This is a genomic window from Acidocella sp., from assembly GCF_050253495.1.
In the GTDB taxonomy this organism is placed as follows: Bacteria; Pseudomonadota; Alphaproteobacteria; order Acetobacterales; family Acetobacteraceae; genus Acidocella.
Genome location: NZ_JBFWIX010000027.1, coordinates 1 through 14,899 on the forward strand (window position 1 = coordinate 1; position 14,899 = coordinate 14,899).

General features: G+C 61.1%; 13 protein-coding genes, 1 tRNA gene and 1 pseudogene. 5 read left to right on the forward strand and 10 right to left on the reverse strand.

Going from position 1 to position 14,899, the window contains the following annotated elements; translation table 11 throughout:
* Positions 1–133: pseudogene (locus AB7D48_RS15420) on the reverse strand (helix-turn-helix domain-containing protein); the annotation flags it as partial.
* 750 nt (positions 134–883) lie between these two features.
* A complete protein-coding gene (locus AB7D48_RS15425) occupies positions 884–1,117 on the reverse strand; it encodes a phage integrase central domain-containing protein (protein WP_427981050.1) in 234 nt (77 codons plus the stop codon).
* A 772-nt stretch (positions 1,118–1,889) separates the two neighbouring features.
* On the opposite strand from AB7D48_RS15425, the gene AB7D48_RS15430 reads away from it, so the two are divergent.
* Complete coding sequence (locus tag AB7D48_RS15430; protein WP_427980939.1) at positions 1,890–2,888, forward strand: quinone oxidoreductase family protein; 999 nt, start codon at positions 1,890–1,892, stop codon at positions 2,886–2,888.
* Between the two features lie 19 nt (positions 2,889–2,907).
* Positions 2,908–3,060 carry a hypothetical protein gene (locus tag AB7D48_RS15435; protein ID WP_427980942.1) on the forward strand — a complete coding sequence of 51 codons (153 nt, stop codon included), beginning with the start codon at positions 2,908–2,910 and terminating at the stop codon, positions 3,058–3,060.
* Positions 3,061–3,417: 357 nt separating this feature from the next.
* Here AB7D48_RS15435 and AB7D48_RS15440 read toward each other — a convergent pair whose 3' ends face one another.
* The 6 genes from AB7D48_RS15440 to AB7D48_RS15465 form a co-directional block, all read right to left on the reverse strand.
* Positions 3,418–5,067 carry a UvrD-helicase domain-containing protein gene (locus AB7D48_RS15440; RefSeq protein WP_427980945.1) on the reverse strand — a complete coding sequence of 550 codons (1,650 nt, stop codon included), beginning with the start codon at positions 5,065–5,067 and terminating at the stop codon, positions 3,418–3,420.
* The gene (locus AB7D48_RS15445; RefSeq protein WP_427980948.1) at positions 5,064–7,022 is read right to left on the reverse strand and encodes an ATP-dependent nuclease; all 1,959 of its coding nucleotides are present in this window, start codon (positions 7,020–7,022) and stop codon (positions 5,064–5,066) included. The genes AB7D48_RS15440 and AB7D48_RS15445 overlap by 4 nt, the downstream gene beginning before the upstream one ends.
* Positions 7,023–7,090: 68 nt before the next feature.
* Positions 7,091–8,200: a helix-turn-helix domain-containing protein gene (locus AB7D48_RS15450; protein WP_427980951.1), complete on the reverse strand. Its 1,110-nt coding sequence runs from the start codon at positions 8,198–8,200 to the stop codon at positions 7,091–7,093.
* A gap of 25 nt (positions 8,201–8,225) precedes the next feature.
* Positions 8,226–8,819, reverse strand: coding sequence for a hypothetical protein (locus AB7D48_RS15455; RefSeq protein ID WP_427980954.1), 594 nt, complete (start codon positions 8,817–8,819; stop codon positions 8,226–8,228).
* A 362-nt stretch (positions 8,820–9,181) separates the two neighbouring features.
* Positions 9,182–9,271 (reverse strand) — tRNA-Ser (locus tag AB7D48_RS15460).
* A gap of 27 nt (positions 9,272–9,298) precedes the next feature.
* Positions 9,299–10,147 (reverse strand): ATP-binding protein, encoded by an 849-nt coding sequence (locus AB7D48_RS15465; RefSeq protein WP_427980957.1) that lies wholly within the window; start codon positions 10,145–10,147, stop codon positions 9,299–9,301.
* 205 nt (positions 10,148–10,352) lie between these two features.
* Between AB7D48_RS15465 and yajC the strand changes: the two genes are divergently transcribed.
* Entirely contained in the window at positions 10,353–10,697 is a 345-nt protein-coding gene (gene yajC / locus AB7D48_RS15470) for a preprotein translocase subunit YajC (RefSeq protein WP_427980960.1), read from the forward strand.
* Between the two features lie 28 nt (positions 10,698–10,725).
* On the opposite strand, the gene AB7D48_RS15475 is transcribed toward yajC, so the two are convergent.
* Positions 10,726–11,685, reverse strand: coding sequence for a bifunctional helix-turn-helix transcriptional regulator/GNAT family N-acetyltransferase (locus AB7D48_RS15475; protein WP_427980963.1), 960 nt, complete (start codon positions 11,683–11,685; stop codon positions 10,726–10,728).
* A 145-nt stretch (positions 11,686–11,830) separates the two neighbouring features.
* Positions 11,831–12,811 (reverse strand): polyprenyl synthetase family protein, encoded by a 981-nt coding sequence (locus AB7D48_RS15480; protein WP_427980966.1) that lies wholly within the window; start codon positions 12,809–12,811, stop codon positions 11,831–11,833.
* A gap of 94 nt (positions 12,812–12,905) precedes the next feature.
* On the opposite strand from AB7D48_RS15480, the gene AB7D48_RS15485 reads away from it, so the two are divergent.
* On the forward strand, positions 12,906–13,631 hold the full coding sequence (locus AB7D48_RS15485) for a tRNA1(Val) (adenine(37)-N6)-methyltransferase (RefSeq protein ID WP_427980969.1): 726 nt from the start codon (positions 12,906–12,908) through the stop codon (positions 13,629–13,631).
* Positions 13,632–13,692: 61 nt separating this feature from the next.
* A complete protein-coding gene (locus AB7D48_RS15490) occupies positions 13,693–14,766 on the forward strand; it encodes an acyltransferase family protein (protein ID WP_427980972.1) in 1,074 nt (357 codons plus the stop codon).
* Positions 14,767–14,899 lie beyond the last annotated feature (133 nt).

Sequence of the window (14,899 nt, forward strand, 5' to 3'; positions counted from 1 at the left end):
CGCCGGCGCGATAGTGCTCGTACCAGCGATAGACTGTCGGACGGGAAATGCCGAGCTGCTCCAGCGTCCGGCGCACGGGCAGGTGAGATTGCTCGACCAGGCGGATGATCGTAAGCTTCTCCGTGGCAGGATATCAAACCAAGCGGCGTGGGCGCCGCCAAAGACGTTACCTCTTTCTGCCGCCAACCAGAGCTGATGGGGCAGGCAGGCACGCCCTCCATCAGCAGCTTAGCCCATATTAACGCCAGCTCACGGCGCCGCCCGATATGTTCGGACCGGTTATAAGCCGCTTCGCTGGCGCTGATTTTCTCATCATGCTTGCCGCCACGCACATGCGCCAACATCAAATCGATTGTCGCGCGGTCCTTGGGGTAGCATCATTCATGATCGTGCTGAAGGTTGAGCGCCAACCATGCGGCACATGGCGACCATGGTAACCCGCGCGGTTGAGCAAATACCCCATGGCGTTTGAACTCATGGGTTTATGTGCCCGGCGCACATTCGGGAATAAAAATGGCATTCTGCTAGTTAACGGTCGCACGGCCTCAATCACGGCCAATGCCTCCGGCGCCAGAGGCACAATATGGGCGCACCGCCTTCATACGCTCGGCCGAGATCAGCCAATACGGGGTTGCTCCGTATCCAGCACGAACTCATCCAAGTCGCACCAACGATGTCACCTGGGCGTGCCGCTGTCAGTGCCAGCAGATAGGTTGCAAGTTTCGTTCCCGGATGCGCCGGCATATCGGCAACAGCCTGCAGTATCTTCCTTGCCCCATCCAAGTCCGTAATTGCGGGTTGGCGCCCCCTTATCAGCGGCGCCAGTGCCGATGAAACAACCCGGGCCGGATCTTTATCAGTCAGCCCGGAGGCAATTGCGTATTCAAACACGGCGCTCAATCTTGCGCAGCACATCCAGTACCATCGCCGGCGTGATCTCCCGCACATCTATATTGCCCAGGTGAGGAAAGACACCTTTTTCCAGGCTACCAATCACATCGCCGGCATGCTGACGAGATTTCCACCGAGGCGCATTCAGGTCGTGCCATGCACGCGCCACTATCTCGAATTTCCGGTTCACATCGGCGGCGTTGGCGCGTGGCACCTTGCGCGTCAAACTTGGATCTCGATCGGCCCTCAGCTCAGCGCGGGCAGCGTCCCGTGCATCCCTAGCAGCTGAAATCGTCACCTCAGGATACGGCCCAAAGCTCAAAAGTTTTCTTTACCGCCGATCTGATATTTCATGCGCCAAAGCTTGCTGGCCCCGCTGACAAAGAGAAACAGACCGCCAGAATCTTACAATTTATAGGGCTTTTCGCCTGACTTTGCCCACTTCGCGTCCGCGTCTGTCAGCATTCTACCCCACCCGCACAAACCATCCCCCGGATTCTACCCCGGCAGCTTTCCTGGTAAGGATAGAAAAAGACAGCATTGTACAGATGAAAACCCCAAAATTCCGGCCAAAAATCCAACGTTTCCGGAATCCACCAGGGAGGGGTGCAGAAAGGTGACTGGCGGGCCGCGCCCGACGAAGATGAGAACTATGAAATAGTGATAAGCCTCGAATAAATATGACAATAATCAACGTTATGCGGTGATCGGCGGCTTTCGGCGGTGTTTGCGTATCAAACGGCCGCCATTTCGGGCGTTTGACGGGGTATTCCCGTTTTGCCGGCCGATTACCGCCATGCAGTTGCTCTTTGGATCTGCCGGTCTATCCAACCTGCGCGACGGCTCAATCAAAATGACTTTATCGCTTACGATGGAGATGGCCTGGCTCGTCCTCTTGCCTGATAGACAGCGGGAACGGCCACGCATCGTGGTCATTGGAAACGCTACCCCGACACTCTATCTCTGTCTTTGCGGCGCGATGTCCTGATCGCTTTCGCATGAGCTTCCAATTTACTGATTCCAAGGACGTATCCATGAAAGCCGCAATCTATGATAAAGCCGGCCCCGCCGATGTGCTGCGCTACGCAGATGTCAGCGATCCGGTCTGCAAGGTAGGCGAAGTGCTCATCCGGGTCGAGGCGATCGCCGTCGAGGGCGGTGATGTCCTGTCGCGAGGCACCATAGATCCGCCAGCCCCCGCTTATATCGGCGGATATGCAGCCGCGGGCACCATCATCGAGGTTGGATCGGACGATCTCGGCTGGTCCGTCGGCGATCGCGTTGCCACCATCGGGATTGGCGGGTCGCATGCGGATCTGCGAGCCGTCCCCGCACAAGCCTGTTATCGCGTGCCGGAGGGACTGGACATGGCCAGGGCGGTCGCCGTCCCGGTTCCCTTTCTGACCGCCTCCCACTCCCTGTTTCGCGTTGCGCGACTTCAGCCGGGCGAGACGCTGCTCATTCAGGGGGCGGCAGGCAGCGTCGGGCTTGCCGCTATTCAACTCGCGGCCAGCAATGAAGCGTACGTCATCGCGGTCCAGGCAGGTTCCGAACGCGTGGCACGGCTGCGCGAACTCGGCGCAAACATGGTCATTGACCGCAAGGTCGACGATGTCGTCGAAGCTGTCCGCAGAGGAACGGATGGGCATATGGCATCGGTCGTGCTCGACCCGGTCGGCGGCGCCACGCTGGATAGCTCCATCGCCGCTACTCAGGCCTTTGGCCGGATACTGCTTATCGGCAACGCCAGCCGGGTGCCGATGCGCCCCGATCTGCGGCCCACGATTGCCGAGAATATTTCCCTGTTCGGCGTCAGCCTTCGGGCAGGCTTTGCCGCGCCCGAGAGCAAGGAGGACATCGAAAAAATACTCGAGAAAGTGGCCAAAGGAGAACTTGAAGTGCTCCTGGATAAACGATTTCCGTTAAAGGACGCGGCCGCTGCTCACAAATACATAGAAGACAATCAGATTCTGGGCCGCGTCATTCTGGAGCCCTGAACCGCATCTGGAAGCGGAGATGGTGGGATTGGCTGCGCTCCGTTTCGCCGAACCCGCGCGCCAAAGCGCACTGCCAGCTTGGAGCATGAAAGTATCGGACGATGGCGTGGAGACGGCGGTTCGCTACACCGCATGCTGGCGCGCGATGATCGGCGGCAATATCGGATCGTAGAGGGAAATCGGCGGGGTTGGCGGGCAGCGCCCGATGAAGATGAGAACTATGAAATCGTCATAACCCTTTGATGATTATGAAGATACTTGGCGTTGTGCGGTTATCGGCGGGTTTCGGCGAAATTTGGGTGGCTAACGGCGGCCATTTCGGGCGTTTGGCAGGGTATTTCTGTTTTGTCCTCCGATTGCCGACATGCAGTTGCTCTTTGGATCTATCCCTTTCTCCGATCTGCTCGACTTGTCGATCAAATGACGGAAACTGGGACATTCCTGCCATTCGGCACCACGACAAGTAATGTCCGGTTGCGCTGACAGCGGCCATTCGTAGATCCGCTAAAGCCCTCTCCGGGGCGTGCGATCAAACATAGCTTAGGAACTCCTCATGAGGTCGCCGCGCGACGGTCCAGCGGCCCGCGCTCGCGGGTCTGGAGCGCTCCTCGCAGACCGTGAGGAACAGGCGGAGCTTAGCGCGCGATATGCCGACGAAAAACGCCGAACGCTCGTCCGCCTGCTTGCCCCAGAAGGTGTCCTCCTCAACGCCAAGGATGAACACCGTGTCGAATTCGAGTCCCTTGCTCTTGTGGATCGACATGATGCGTACCGCGCGGTCCCCCGAGAAGGACGAGAGCGCTGTGGCAGGATCTGTTCCGCCGGACAGCAACTCGTGTGCGCGATCTACGGTTTCGACGATGCAGGTCGCCAGCATGTCGCCTTGCGCATATGCCGAGGACATCGCTACGATTGCTTCAGCGCCGACCGCGTCAAGCAGCGTATCCACCAGCTTTTCGAGATCCGGCTTGTGTGACAGATCGATCTTGCCGGTCGCGATCGCCGTGCGCGTCTCGCCTAGCAGCCGATTCCACTTCGAACGAAGCTGATACTCGCGTTCCTCGTCGACCCCTTGGTTGAAAACAACGAGATCCAGGAGGCGGCGATGCGCCGCCGGCTGCCGCGGACTGCTCGTGACCAGAAGAAAATCCACGATGAGGCGCGCTGCGGGCTCCGAAGCCAGGTTTTGGGTTGCGTCCTCTTCCCGATAGGCAATTCCGCGGGCGCCGAAGGCCGCAATTAGTTTTTGGCAATATAGTTGCTGCTGCTTGCTGACGAGGATGGCGATCTCGGACAACGAAACGCCGTCATTGTCGGCGAGTTGCTGAACCCGGGCCGCAATGCCGTTGGCCTCTTCTTCGTCGTCCGCATAATTGAGAATAGCGATCGCCCCTTCGTCCCCGACGATGTCGGCGTCGTCCAAAGCGGCGGGCGGGTCCATCACCCGCACCATTGCATTTTGCATCCGCCGCAGAGTCGGTGCGGAACGGAAATTCTGATAGAGATTGAGGGGGTGTGCAACGAAGTCGTCCGCGAAAGTCTGGAAAATGCCTTCAAGCGCGCCGGCCCAGCCCATGATGCTCTGCTTGGTATCGCCGACGGCAGTCAGCAGACATTTGGATCCGCCGAAGCAGGCGGTAATGAGCGCATATTGATCGGCTGTGCAGTCTTGGAACTCGTCCAGAAAGACATGGCTGTAGGTCTGCCGAACGGCGTTGCGGGCGATACGACTATTCTCGATGATCGTCTGGGCGAGCGGCACCATGTCGGCGAAGGTGATCGATGTTCGCTGAACGCGCCGCTGGCCGATCGAATAATCCGGGTCGAGCGCATTCGCGCCCTTTAGCACCGGACGGAATTGGTCGATCAGACGCTTTGCGAAGGCATGAAACGTATAGCTGTCTAGCCGCGCCCCAAGATCTGGCCCGCAGCGCCGCCGGACTCGGGCTCGCAGATTCTGGGCCGCGTCGACCTTGAAGGAGATGGCGAGGATGCGGCGCGGATAGCGACAGGTCGCGGTGCGCAGCAGGAAGTCGGCACGCTGGGCGAGCATCTCGGTCTTGCCGGCGCCGGGCCCCGCGGTGAGCGCGAGATTGCGGGCCGTCTCCTTTGCCGCCTCGAGCGCATTCGGCTCCAGGAGCAGCCCATCGGATGGCGACCAGCGCTCGATGGGAATCATTCCGGCAATTCCGCGAGCTTCACCTCAATGCTGTCGAACATTCGGTCGAGTACCTCGGGCATGCTTTCGAGCAGCGCGTCGTCGTCGAGTTTGGCCATCGCCCGGATGTGCCAACTCGGTTTGCTGCCGAGCTTGAAACGTTCCTGATACGCCACGAACAGTTGCTGCTGGGCATCGTTATATTGCCCGCCGAGCGCGTCGTGTGACTTGCCGAGCACGGCGTCGATCGTGCCGTCGTCTGGATCCTCAAGTTCGGCATCGGTCAGGCCATAGGCGTCGGGAAACGCCTCGATCATCATGAAGTCGAGGTCGAGCGGAGAGGAAAAGAACACCGCATTCTTTTCCAGCGTGGCGATCCAGCCATCGTCGTTGAGCATCAGGCCTTGCTTGCTATCCCATTTGGGAATCGCGTCCGCACCTTCCTCATCGAAATCCACCGGGTCTTCCTGGAAGCGCAGCAGCTGCTTCGCCGCGTATTTGATCCGGCCCCAGCCACCCTGGTGGCGCGCGAGGTCGAGATCCAGCAACGTTACGAAGGGAATGCCGAGATCGCTCAGCAGGCGCCAGAAATGGTTCACGTGGCGTCCACCTAGCGGGACGACCGAGATCGAGGCATCGTCGGCTAGGATACCACGCGCCGCGAGCAAACGCGGCAACACCACCTCCTCGCTGTCTCCCTCGCCTAGGATCAGCAACCTCGCGAAGTAGAGCTCGGGAAAGGCTTGGATCGCTTCACGGACATATTTGTTCGCTTCGGCCCCGCTTGGCATAGTGATCCGGGACACCGTGGTGCGCCGCTCCTCGTTGAGGCGCAGGTAGCGGATGCTCTCCGGTTCGACGCGGCGCAGCAGCGAGGGGGCATGGGTCGCGATGACGGCTTGTGCATCGCCGTCTTCCGCGAACTCGCTCAGCGTCCGTAGGACGCGACCAAGATAGTGCGGGGACAGGCTGTTCTCGGGCTCTTCGACCGCCACGAGTGTGAAAAGCGGTGGGCGCAGCTTGTCGATGTCGAATGCATTGGTATCGCCGGCAAGCACCGCATTGCCGACGGCCCGCATCGCGAGAACGAGCGTAATGTACAGCAGGGATTGCTGACCGTCGCTAAGTCGGGAAAAGTCGACCTGCGGCGTATCGTGGCCGGGCGCGAAGCTCAGGCTGAGGTGCCGCAGCAAATTTTCGATTTCGCTCTGCGCGAACGACAGAGTCGGATTGGCGTAAAATTTTCCCTTGTGAAGCGATTCCCAGAGCTTGGTGACCTCATCACCGATCCCTTTAACCGACGCGTTGCCGACGAGCGCTGCGCTGATCTGCTCCGTGAGGGCCGAGATCGTCTGGCGCTCCGCCGACCAGTTGGCGGCACGAAGTGCGCGGCCGAGCAAAGCGTTGGCGGCGTAAGAGATATGGTCTGCGGGATTGCGCCGGGCTGGCAGGTAATGGACCTGCACCGCAGCCCGGTCCTGCTTGGAAACCCTGCCTTGGACGGTTGGAACTCCATCATCATCGACCTGCGTGACATGGGTGAAGCTTTCTTCGATGTCCCCGTCCTCGTCGAGGCTGGCATGAAGGCGGAAGCGAATTCGAACCGATGCGTCGTCTGTTTCCATCTGGAGATGGGAGAAGTGGCCTGCGACGGCAGGCATCGTGCCTTCCTCCGCCTCATCTGTATCGGCTAACTCGGGGAACTCGAAGTCTGCCTCAATCCACAGTTCTCGCGTCGAAGGCGCGTCCTCCGGGTCTTCATCCGCTGCGATGTGGAAATCCGACGTGCGGATCTTACGCTGCGCGGGGTCGAGACTGAACATTCTTCCAAGCGCCTGCAGAACCGCAGTCTTGCCTGAGCCATTAGGGCCGAGGATGAAGGTCGTATCTGCGAGCGAAATCTCCGTGGCTTGCGGTCCGAAGCTGCGGAAATTCGACAGTCTTAACTCCACCAACTTCACGACAATCCCCTTCATTCAATGCGCGTTACACGCGCTCTTATGCGCGCAATCCCAGCGCCTAGGCCGTAATCGGTCGCATCCTGTTAAATGTTTAATTTCCAACGGTTAAGCGGAACGATATTGTCGTCTGGGGTCTTTTCCACTGGCAGCGCAAGGCCAGAGACGTGCGCGAACATCTCGGCCTGCAAACCCGAGGCATCGACCATGCGGGTCAGTGAACCGGGAAATGCTGCCTCGAGGGCCTGCAAAGCCTTGGGCAGGAGTTCGGGCATCTCTGTGGGGATCTGATCGTCGAAGCGCTCAGCGCGCCTTTGGCCGGTCTTGCTAAGATGGATGTAGCCGGTCCGATACTGATCCGGAGAGATCATCCTCAGATCATAGGCTCGCCGCAGTATCGCAGCGGCTGATACCTTCCAGCGCAGTTTCAGCGAGAATATGGCCGACCAGTCTAGGAGGCGGCTGCGCGGAAACTCATGGATGAACGAAGAGCGCGGCAACAGGAAGGCGCTGGCAAACCGGTTTGCCTGATCCTCAGTGACCTTATCGCCGGTCTGAATGCCTCGATGCATGATGAGGTGCCCGGCCTCATGCGCCAGGTCGAAACGCAGCCTGCAGGCGGCAGGCTTCGCCTCGCTACGGATGATCATCGGCCGAACACAATCTATTGAAAGAGCGTCCACCCGTTCGGACACACCACTGAAGAAGCTGACGACGGCCCCAGCATTTTCCACAACCCGCATCATGCTCGAGATCGGACCGGTTCCGAGCCGCCAATGCTCACGCGCATGATCGGCTGCGGCTTCAATCTCGGCCGCGCTGGCCACCGGAATATCGGGGAAAGACACGGTCGGAAGATCGAGTTCATGGTCCAGCCTGCTAACGAAACCGTCAAGCAGGGTACCGCGCGCCAGCACCTGGCTGACGACGGACACGGGTGTCGTGCGCTGCTTACGGAAGTGACACTGCTCCGGACTAATCCCAGCCGATGCCGTGATCGCGAAGAAATGCTCCGCAATGCCGAGAGCTGCCGCGAGCGCGGCGCGCATCTCGTCGGTAGGTACCTTCAGCCCCTGCTCAAGCTGGTTGAGATATTGGCGTGTGGCGCTGACCCGCGCACCCAACTGGTCGAGCGTCAAGCCCAGCGCCACTCGAGCGAGGCGCAAGCGCTCACCATGGAAAGCGGAAATGACCATTTCATTCCTTGCCGTTTGAACGGCGTTACTCGCCTGTCTTCGTCTTCCGATCGCGCACGCCCACGCTGGGGGCATCGAGCTCAACAGACTCGGTCGCTGGCATACCGATGCCACCAGTGAATGCGTCCAAACCGAGAGGCACATTCCAGTTCAGCACAGCCGTCTCACCGCGCAGGCCGACGAACTTGACGGCGAGAGCGCTGCCATCGACATCGGTCTCAACCGCAAAGCGATAAGCGAGATCGTGACCCTCGTCGCGCTCATCGAACGAGAAGCCAAGCTGGTCCAGCTCGCTCAGGCTCTGATGAAGGGTACGGGCGGTTGGCTCCTCCGCCTCACCGCGATAAATGCGAACCGGCACCTCTCCGATCGTGAAGATCAGACGGCGGGAGCGATCGATCACGGTCAGCCAGGGAAAGCGCTGGCCGTCGAAGGCCGTGAGAATGCGGTATCGAGCGAACTGGGATGCACGGCACCCCAAGGTCCAGCCATCGTCACCAATGTCGGAATCGAAAAGTTCGACCGCCAAACGCCGAGCCTCGAGGACCATCTGCCCGACCGCAACGAGGCGCTCTTCGGTCAAATCTTTGTGATAGTCCCAAGGAAAGGTCTTGGTCATGTCGGTCGGCCCTCGTCATCGTTTCAAAGGCACTATGGGCTAAATGAGGAATCTGTCAACTGGCAGAAAATCTGTAAACCGGCCGGTTGATGCGTTGCTATGGCCCGATGCGGCATCAGCGCCAATAGCCTAGGCGACGCTCAATGTTGTCCGAGAGATTGCACAGGTCGATGGCAGGTTCTGACATAAGCTGCTGTTCATGACCTACCCTCAAAACGGCGAGAATTGGTCGGAAGCTGTCGCGCTGCGGGTTCGGGCATGGAAATGTCGGGCAATAGCGTGGAATCGGCGGTTAGCTATACCACATGGTGGTGTGCGGTGATCGGCGGCAATATCGGGCCATAGAGGGAAAACGGCGGGAATGGCGGAAGCGGTGAGATTCGAACTCACGGTACGCTTGCACGTACGGCGGTTTTCAAGACCGCTGCCTTAAACCACTCGGCCACGCTTCCCTTACGGGTTCCTTTCCCCCGTCCTGCTCACACGGTCAAGCGTACCCCCAGGCGCCCCGCCATGTCCTGGATGAACTGCCAAGCCACGCGGCCAGACCGGCTGCCGCGTGTCATCGACCATTCCACCGCCGCGGCGCGCAGCTCCTCATTGGAGATAGGCAGCTCATAGGCCGCGGCATAGCCTTCGATCATGGCGAAGAATTGCTGCTGATCGCTGTTATGGAACCCGATCCACAGCCCGAATCTGTCGGAGAGGGACACGGCCTCCTCCACCGCCTCACCGGGATTGACGGCGGTGGAGCGTTCATTGTCGATCATGTCGCGGGGCATCAGGTGCCTGCGGTTGGAGGTGGCATAAAAAATCACATTGTCCGGCCGCCCCTCGATTCCGCCGTCCAACACGGATTTCAGCGCCTTATAATCCCCATCGCCCTTCTCGAAGGAGAGATCGTCGCACAGGATGACCGAGCGCCGGGGAGCCTCACGCAGCACATTCAACAGTTCCGGCAAGGTGCCTATATCCTCGCGGTGAATCTCGATCAGCGCCAGGGAGCCGGAAAATTGCCGGTTCGCCTCCGCATGGGCGGCCTTGACGAGCGAGGACTTGCCCATGCCGCGCGCGCCCCACAGCATGGCGTTATTGGCGGGCAGCCCCTTGGCGAAGCGCAGCGTGTTCTCCAGCACGAGCTGCTTTTGCGATTCGACCCCTTGCAGCAATTCCAGCGCCACCCGCGCCACCCGTGCCACCGGCACCAGACGGCTCTGCTCCGGATGCCAGACAAACGCATCCGCCCCGCTCAAATCCGCCTTGGCGGGCGGCGGCGGCGCCAAGCGTTCCAGCGCTTCGGCAATCCGGCACAGCAATTCGTCAGTCATTCGTCCCCCCTATTGACTGAATTGGCACACCCCAGAGTGCGATGACGTTCATGAAGCGTGCCCTATGCGCGGTTCTTAAAGTCTGAATCGCCCCCTGTCTCCATGCAAGCCGGGCAAAATCCCTGTTTTTGATCCCTCGAACGGGCTTGATCAAAAATCATCCCGCTCTATGGTCCGCGCAACTTTACGGAAACCAGGAGTTCCCATGTTCATCTCCGCCGCCTACGCGCAAACCGTCACCGGGGCCGACGCGGGCCCCGCCGGCCTTGCCTCGCTGATGCAATACGCACCGCTTGTTCTCATCGTCGTCGTTTTCTATTTCCTGCTCATCCGCCCGCAGCAGAAACAGCAGAAAACCCTGAAGGCCAAGCTGGGCGGGCTGAAGCGCGGCGACAAGGTGGTGACGGCGGGCGGCATTGTCGGGCTGGTAAAAAAGGCTCCGGAGGGCTCCACGGAGATCGAAGTCGAGATCGCGCCGAACGTGACGGTGAACATGGTCCGGTCCACCATCACGACGGTGCTGACCCCCGCCCCGGCCGAAAAATCGTAAAACACGGGCAGGGGCGCCAGCCCCTGCCTTAGCCCCTTGGGTAGAGCATCGCCACATCGCAACGCGCGTAACGGGCGCCAAATTCGCGCATAATATCCTCATCGTGGCGAAAGCCGAGTTTCTCGTAGAGATGGATGGCCGCCGCGGATTTACGGTTCGAGAGCAAATAAAGCCGCCTGGCCCCCTTCCGCCTGGCCCTGGCGAGCATCGCCCGCAACAGAAACTCCCCGACCTTGCGGCCACGGGCCGCTTCCAGCACCCCCATCTTCGTCAGCTCATATTGGCCATCTCCGGTTTTCTGCAAAGCGCAGGCCCCAACCACGCCAAGCCCGTCGGCCTCCACGAATAATATATCCCCTCCCTTGTCGATGATCCGCTCGCGGGGATGGTCCAGCACGTCACGATCGGTTGGTTCCATGCTGTACATGGCCTCGATCCATTGAGCGTTGATGCTGCGAAATAACGGCGCCAGCGCATCGCTGAACTCATGAATCCGCAAGCCGCCGCCAATATGCGCCCGCGCCCGCGCGCCCAGCGGTTTTTCCGCCAATCTCGCCTCAATCTCGTCGATCTGCGCCAGAAAAGCGCCTTGCAGGCCCTCCAGCAGCTCCTCCACCGCGGCTTCCACCCCTGGCCAGACGAGACGTTTGGAACGATCCAGCGCCCGCTGCCCGGCTTCGGTCAGGGAGACGGTCTTATGCCGCTGATCCTTGCGCAGCCGGTCTATGGTGACCAGCCCCATATCCGCCAGCTTGGCCGCCATGCGCGTGATGGCGGGTTGGCTGAGCTGCATCGCCTGGGTGAGCTCACCGATCGTCCCCGCGCCGTAACGGTCCAGCGTGGCCAGCAGAGAATATTGGCTGGGCTGAATTTCCAGCCCCGCCTCCGAGGCCAGCCCCACCACATCACCCTGCATACGCTCCGCCAGCCGCTTGAGCCGGCTGCCGAGAAACAAGGCCGGGCGCTCTTTTAAAACATCGCCACTCATTTGGTTTCCCATAAACATAGACATTTATATAACTGCACATATTTTTGCGCGAAACAAGCATGGGCGCGCCGCTCCCCCAACGCCCAGCCCTTCTGGAACCAGCGCCCAAAACCCCGGTTTTTAAAGATGCGCCTGGAGCGGCGGCTTAATGCCGGCGCGCGGTGGTGTAACGGGCCACGTCGGCCAGCGCGACACGCATATCGCTTTGCGGAAACCGGGAGAGCATGCTCACGGCGCTGTCGATAAACTGGTCCGCCCGGGCGATGGTCCGGGCCGTGGCATCGTATTTGCCGATCAATTCAAACGCCGTGGCCAGATCCGCCTCTGTCTGCTCGCTTTGCTCCAGGGTGCGGACCCAGAAGGCCCGCTCCTCCGGGGTCGCCTCGGCCAAAGCCAAAATCACCGGGTAGGTCAGTTTCCCCTCGCGGAAATCATCACCCACCGTCTTGCCCAGTTCGGCCTGGTCCGCGGCATAATCCAGCGCGTCGTCCACCAATTGGAACGCCATGCCGAGATCCATGCCGAAATGTCTCAACGCGGCGCATTCCTCGGCGCCAATCCCGGCGATCACGCCCCCCACCTCGGCGGCGGCGGCGAACAAGGCGGCGGTCTTCCCCCGGATCACGTCGAAATATTTATCCGCGGTGGTGGAAATATCGTTCTGGGTGGTGAGTTGCAGCACCTCCCCCTCCGCGATGGTGGCCGAAGCGGAGGACAGGATGCGCAGCACGTCCAACGAGCCATCCTCGACCATCAGTTCGAAAGCGCGGGAAAACAGAAAATCCCCCACCAGCACCGAGGCCTTGTTGCCGAACACCGCATTGGCGGAGGCGAAGCCACGGCGCAACAGGGACTCGTCCACGACATCGTCATGCAGCAAGGTGGCGGTATGAATAAACTCGACACAGGCGGCGAGCTGAACCTGCCGCCCGCCTTGATAACCGCAGAGCTTGGCCGTGGCCAAGGTGAGCAAGGGGCGCATGCGCTTGCCCCCGGCGGCGACGATATGCGCGGCAAGCTGGGGAATGAGCGCGACGGGGCTGTCCATCCTGGCGATGATGGCTTCGTTCGTCGCTTTCAGCTCAGCCTCCAGCAACGCCGTGAGGCGGCCAAGAGCATCGATCATCAATGGCGTCGCACCGTCCAAATTCAGCGCCCTAACCTGTCCATGAGAATTACTTTAACTCCATATCGGGCGGTATTCCGGAAGGGTCAAGCGGGTGACGGTTAGCGTGATGAGCATGGGCGGGTTGCTGAATGGCCGGCTGGTCTACCGGCAATTCAGCCAGGGGCACCGGAGCGGGTTCGAGCCCGTGCTGATGGCGGCCTTTGTCCCGGCGCGGGCGGGAGACACGGTGCTGGAGGCCGGCACCGGCGCCGGAGCCGCCTTGTTATGCCTGGCGGCGCGGGTGCCCGGCGTGCGCGGCATTGGCGTGGAACGCGCCGGCCCGCTGGCCGAACTGGCCGCGGAAAATTTCTCCTCGAACGGCTTTGCGGGACTCGGCGCGGTGAATGGCGATGCCACCGCCCTGCCCTTCGCGGCGCATGAATTCCATCATGTCATGGCCAATCCGCCTTGGTTCGGCGAAGAGACGACACCCTCGCCCGACGCGGCGCGGGCATTGGCGCATCATGCCCCGGCCACGATGCTGGAAGCCTGGGTCGGCGAATTGCTGCGGGTGTTGCGCGACCAGGGGACGATCACCCTCGCCTTGCCCGCCAGCGCCCACGCCAAGGCCGCCGCCCTGCTGCGTCCGGCTTGCGGCGCCATCACCCTGCTGCCGCTCTGGCCGCGCCCCGGCGCCAAGGCGAAACTGGTCCTGATCCGGGCGCGCAAGGCCAGCCGCGCGCCGGACACGATCCTGCCGGGATTGTGCCTGCATGGCGAGAGCGGCCTCACGCGGGAGGCCGAACAAGTGCTACGCGACGGAGGCGGGCTCGCTTGACGCAACGTGACCCGCTGACTATCGGCGGCGGCATGCGTCCGCTTTCCCCACCACACCGCTGATGCCCCAGCCAGACGCGCCGACGCGGGCGGCTCCCTCAACCCGCTATCTGACCTTGGAGGCCGCACGTTTCATCGCGGCGCTGTTTGTCGCGGTCGGGCATCTCAGCGATTTCTCGGCCTTGCTGGGCCGGGGGAAAATGCCGCTGGGCTTCAGCCTGCCGCCGATCATCTCGGTGCTGTTTTTTTTCGTTCTGTCCGGGTTTGTCATCCAGACCGCTCACGGCAAGGACACCGGACAGAAGGCGCTGCTGCGCTATGGCTGGCGTCGGTTCTGCCGGTTATTTCCACTTTACTGGCTGTCCCTGCTGGTGCCGCTTTATTTCCTGCTGCGCGTCACGCCGCCCTTGAACCTCATCGAGAATCTGACACTCTCTCCCTTCGCCAGCCCGCATTTGCAGGAGCTGAACCCGCCCGCCTGGAGCCTGCGCTTCGAACTCACTTATTATCTGATGTTCTGGTTCATGCTTCTGAAGCGGGTGCGCACCCCGCTGATCCTGTTCTGGCTGACCGCCATCACCGTGCATTGGCTGCGCGGCATATACGGCATCAAGGTGCAGCTTCTGTTCGGCCACTGGCAGGACGGATTCGACATGCGGTTTCTGGGTGTCCATGGGTTTCTGTTCCTCGCCGGCATGGGCGCCGCCGCCTTGCATGCGCGCCTGCGCCTGCCCGCGAAGCTGCTCTGGGCGCTGCTGGGCCTGAGCCTGGCGCTGCTCATCGCCCTGATGCCGGTGCAGGATTGGGGCTATGCCTACCCTCCCGCCGCGCTGGAGCCCTTGACCGGCCTGCTGCTGGGCGGGCTGATTCTGGCCTTGGCGGGGCTGGAACGCGGCGGGCATTTGCGGCTGCCCGGCTGGTGCGCCTGGCTGGGGGCCATGTCCTATCCGCTCTATCTGATCCATGCGAGCGTTTCCTTCCTGGCCGGATACGAGATCGCCTTCGTGCATCCTCACGCGCCGCGCCCGGCGACCTTCCTTCTGTTCCTGGTGCTACTGCTGGCCGCCCTGGCCCTGGCGGCCATCATCGCGCTGATCGACAAGCCGTTTCAGAGGTTGGCCCGCCGTTTGATCTGAGCACGCGATTCGTCATGGCTTTTTCAATTGAACCGCGCGGCAAATCGGAACATACTGAGAACACAGACCTTGCCTCCTGGCCCGCCAGTGGGCCGGACTCGTCTTGGACTCAAGGCAAGCCCATTTCGTGCAT

Coding starts and splice junctions, on each gene's coding strand:
- AB7D48_RS15430 (WP_427980939.1), top strand. CDS start 1,890: ATGAGCTTCCAATTTACTGATTCCAAGGACGTATCCATGAAAGCCGCA.
- AB7D48_RS15435 (WP_427980942.1), top strand. CDS start 2,908: ATGGTGGGATTGGCTGCGCTCCGTTTCGCCGAACCCGCGCGCCAAAGC.
- AB7D48_RS15440 (WP_427980945.1), bottom strand. CDS start 5,067: ATGATTCCCATCGAGCGCTGGTCGCCATCCGATGGGCTGCTCCTGGAG.
- AB7D48_RS15445 (WP_427980948.1), bottom strand. CDS start 7,022: ATGAAGGGGATTGTCGTGAAGTTGGTGGAGTTAAGACTGTCGAATTTC.
- AB7D48_RS15450 (WP_427980951.1), bottom strand. CDS start 8,200: ATGGTCATTTCCGCTTTCCATGGTGAGCGCTTGCGCCTCGCTCGAGTG.
- AB7D48_RS15455 (WP_427980954.1), bottom strand. CDS start 8,819: ATGACCAAGACCTTTCCTTGGGACTATCACAAAGATTTGACCGAAGAG.
- AB7D48_RS15465 (WP_427980957.1), bottom strand. CDS start 10,147: ATGACTGACGAATTGCTGTGCCGGATTGCCGAAGCGCTGGAACGCTTG.
- yajC (WP_427980960.1), top strand. CDS start 10,353: ATGTTCATCTCCGCCGCCTACGCGCAAACCGTCACCGGGGCCGACGCG.
- AB7D48_RS15475 (WP_427980963.1), bottom strand. CDS start 11,685: ATGAGTGGCGATGTTTTAAAAGAGCGCCCGGCCTTGTTTCTCGGCAGC.
- AB7D48_RS15480 (WP_427980966.1), bottom strand. CDS start 12,811: ATGATCGATGCTCTTGGCCGCCTCACGGCGTTGCTGGAGGCTGAGCTG.
- AB7D48_RS15490 (WP_427980972.1), top strand. CDS start 13,693: ATGCCCCAGCCAGACGCGCCGACGCGGGCGGCTCCCTCAACCCGCTAT.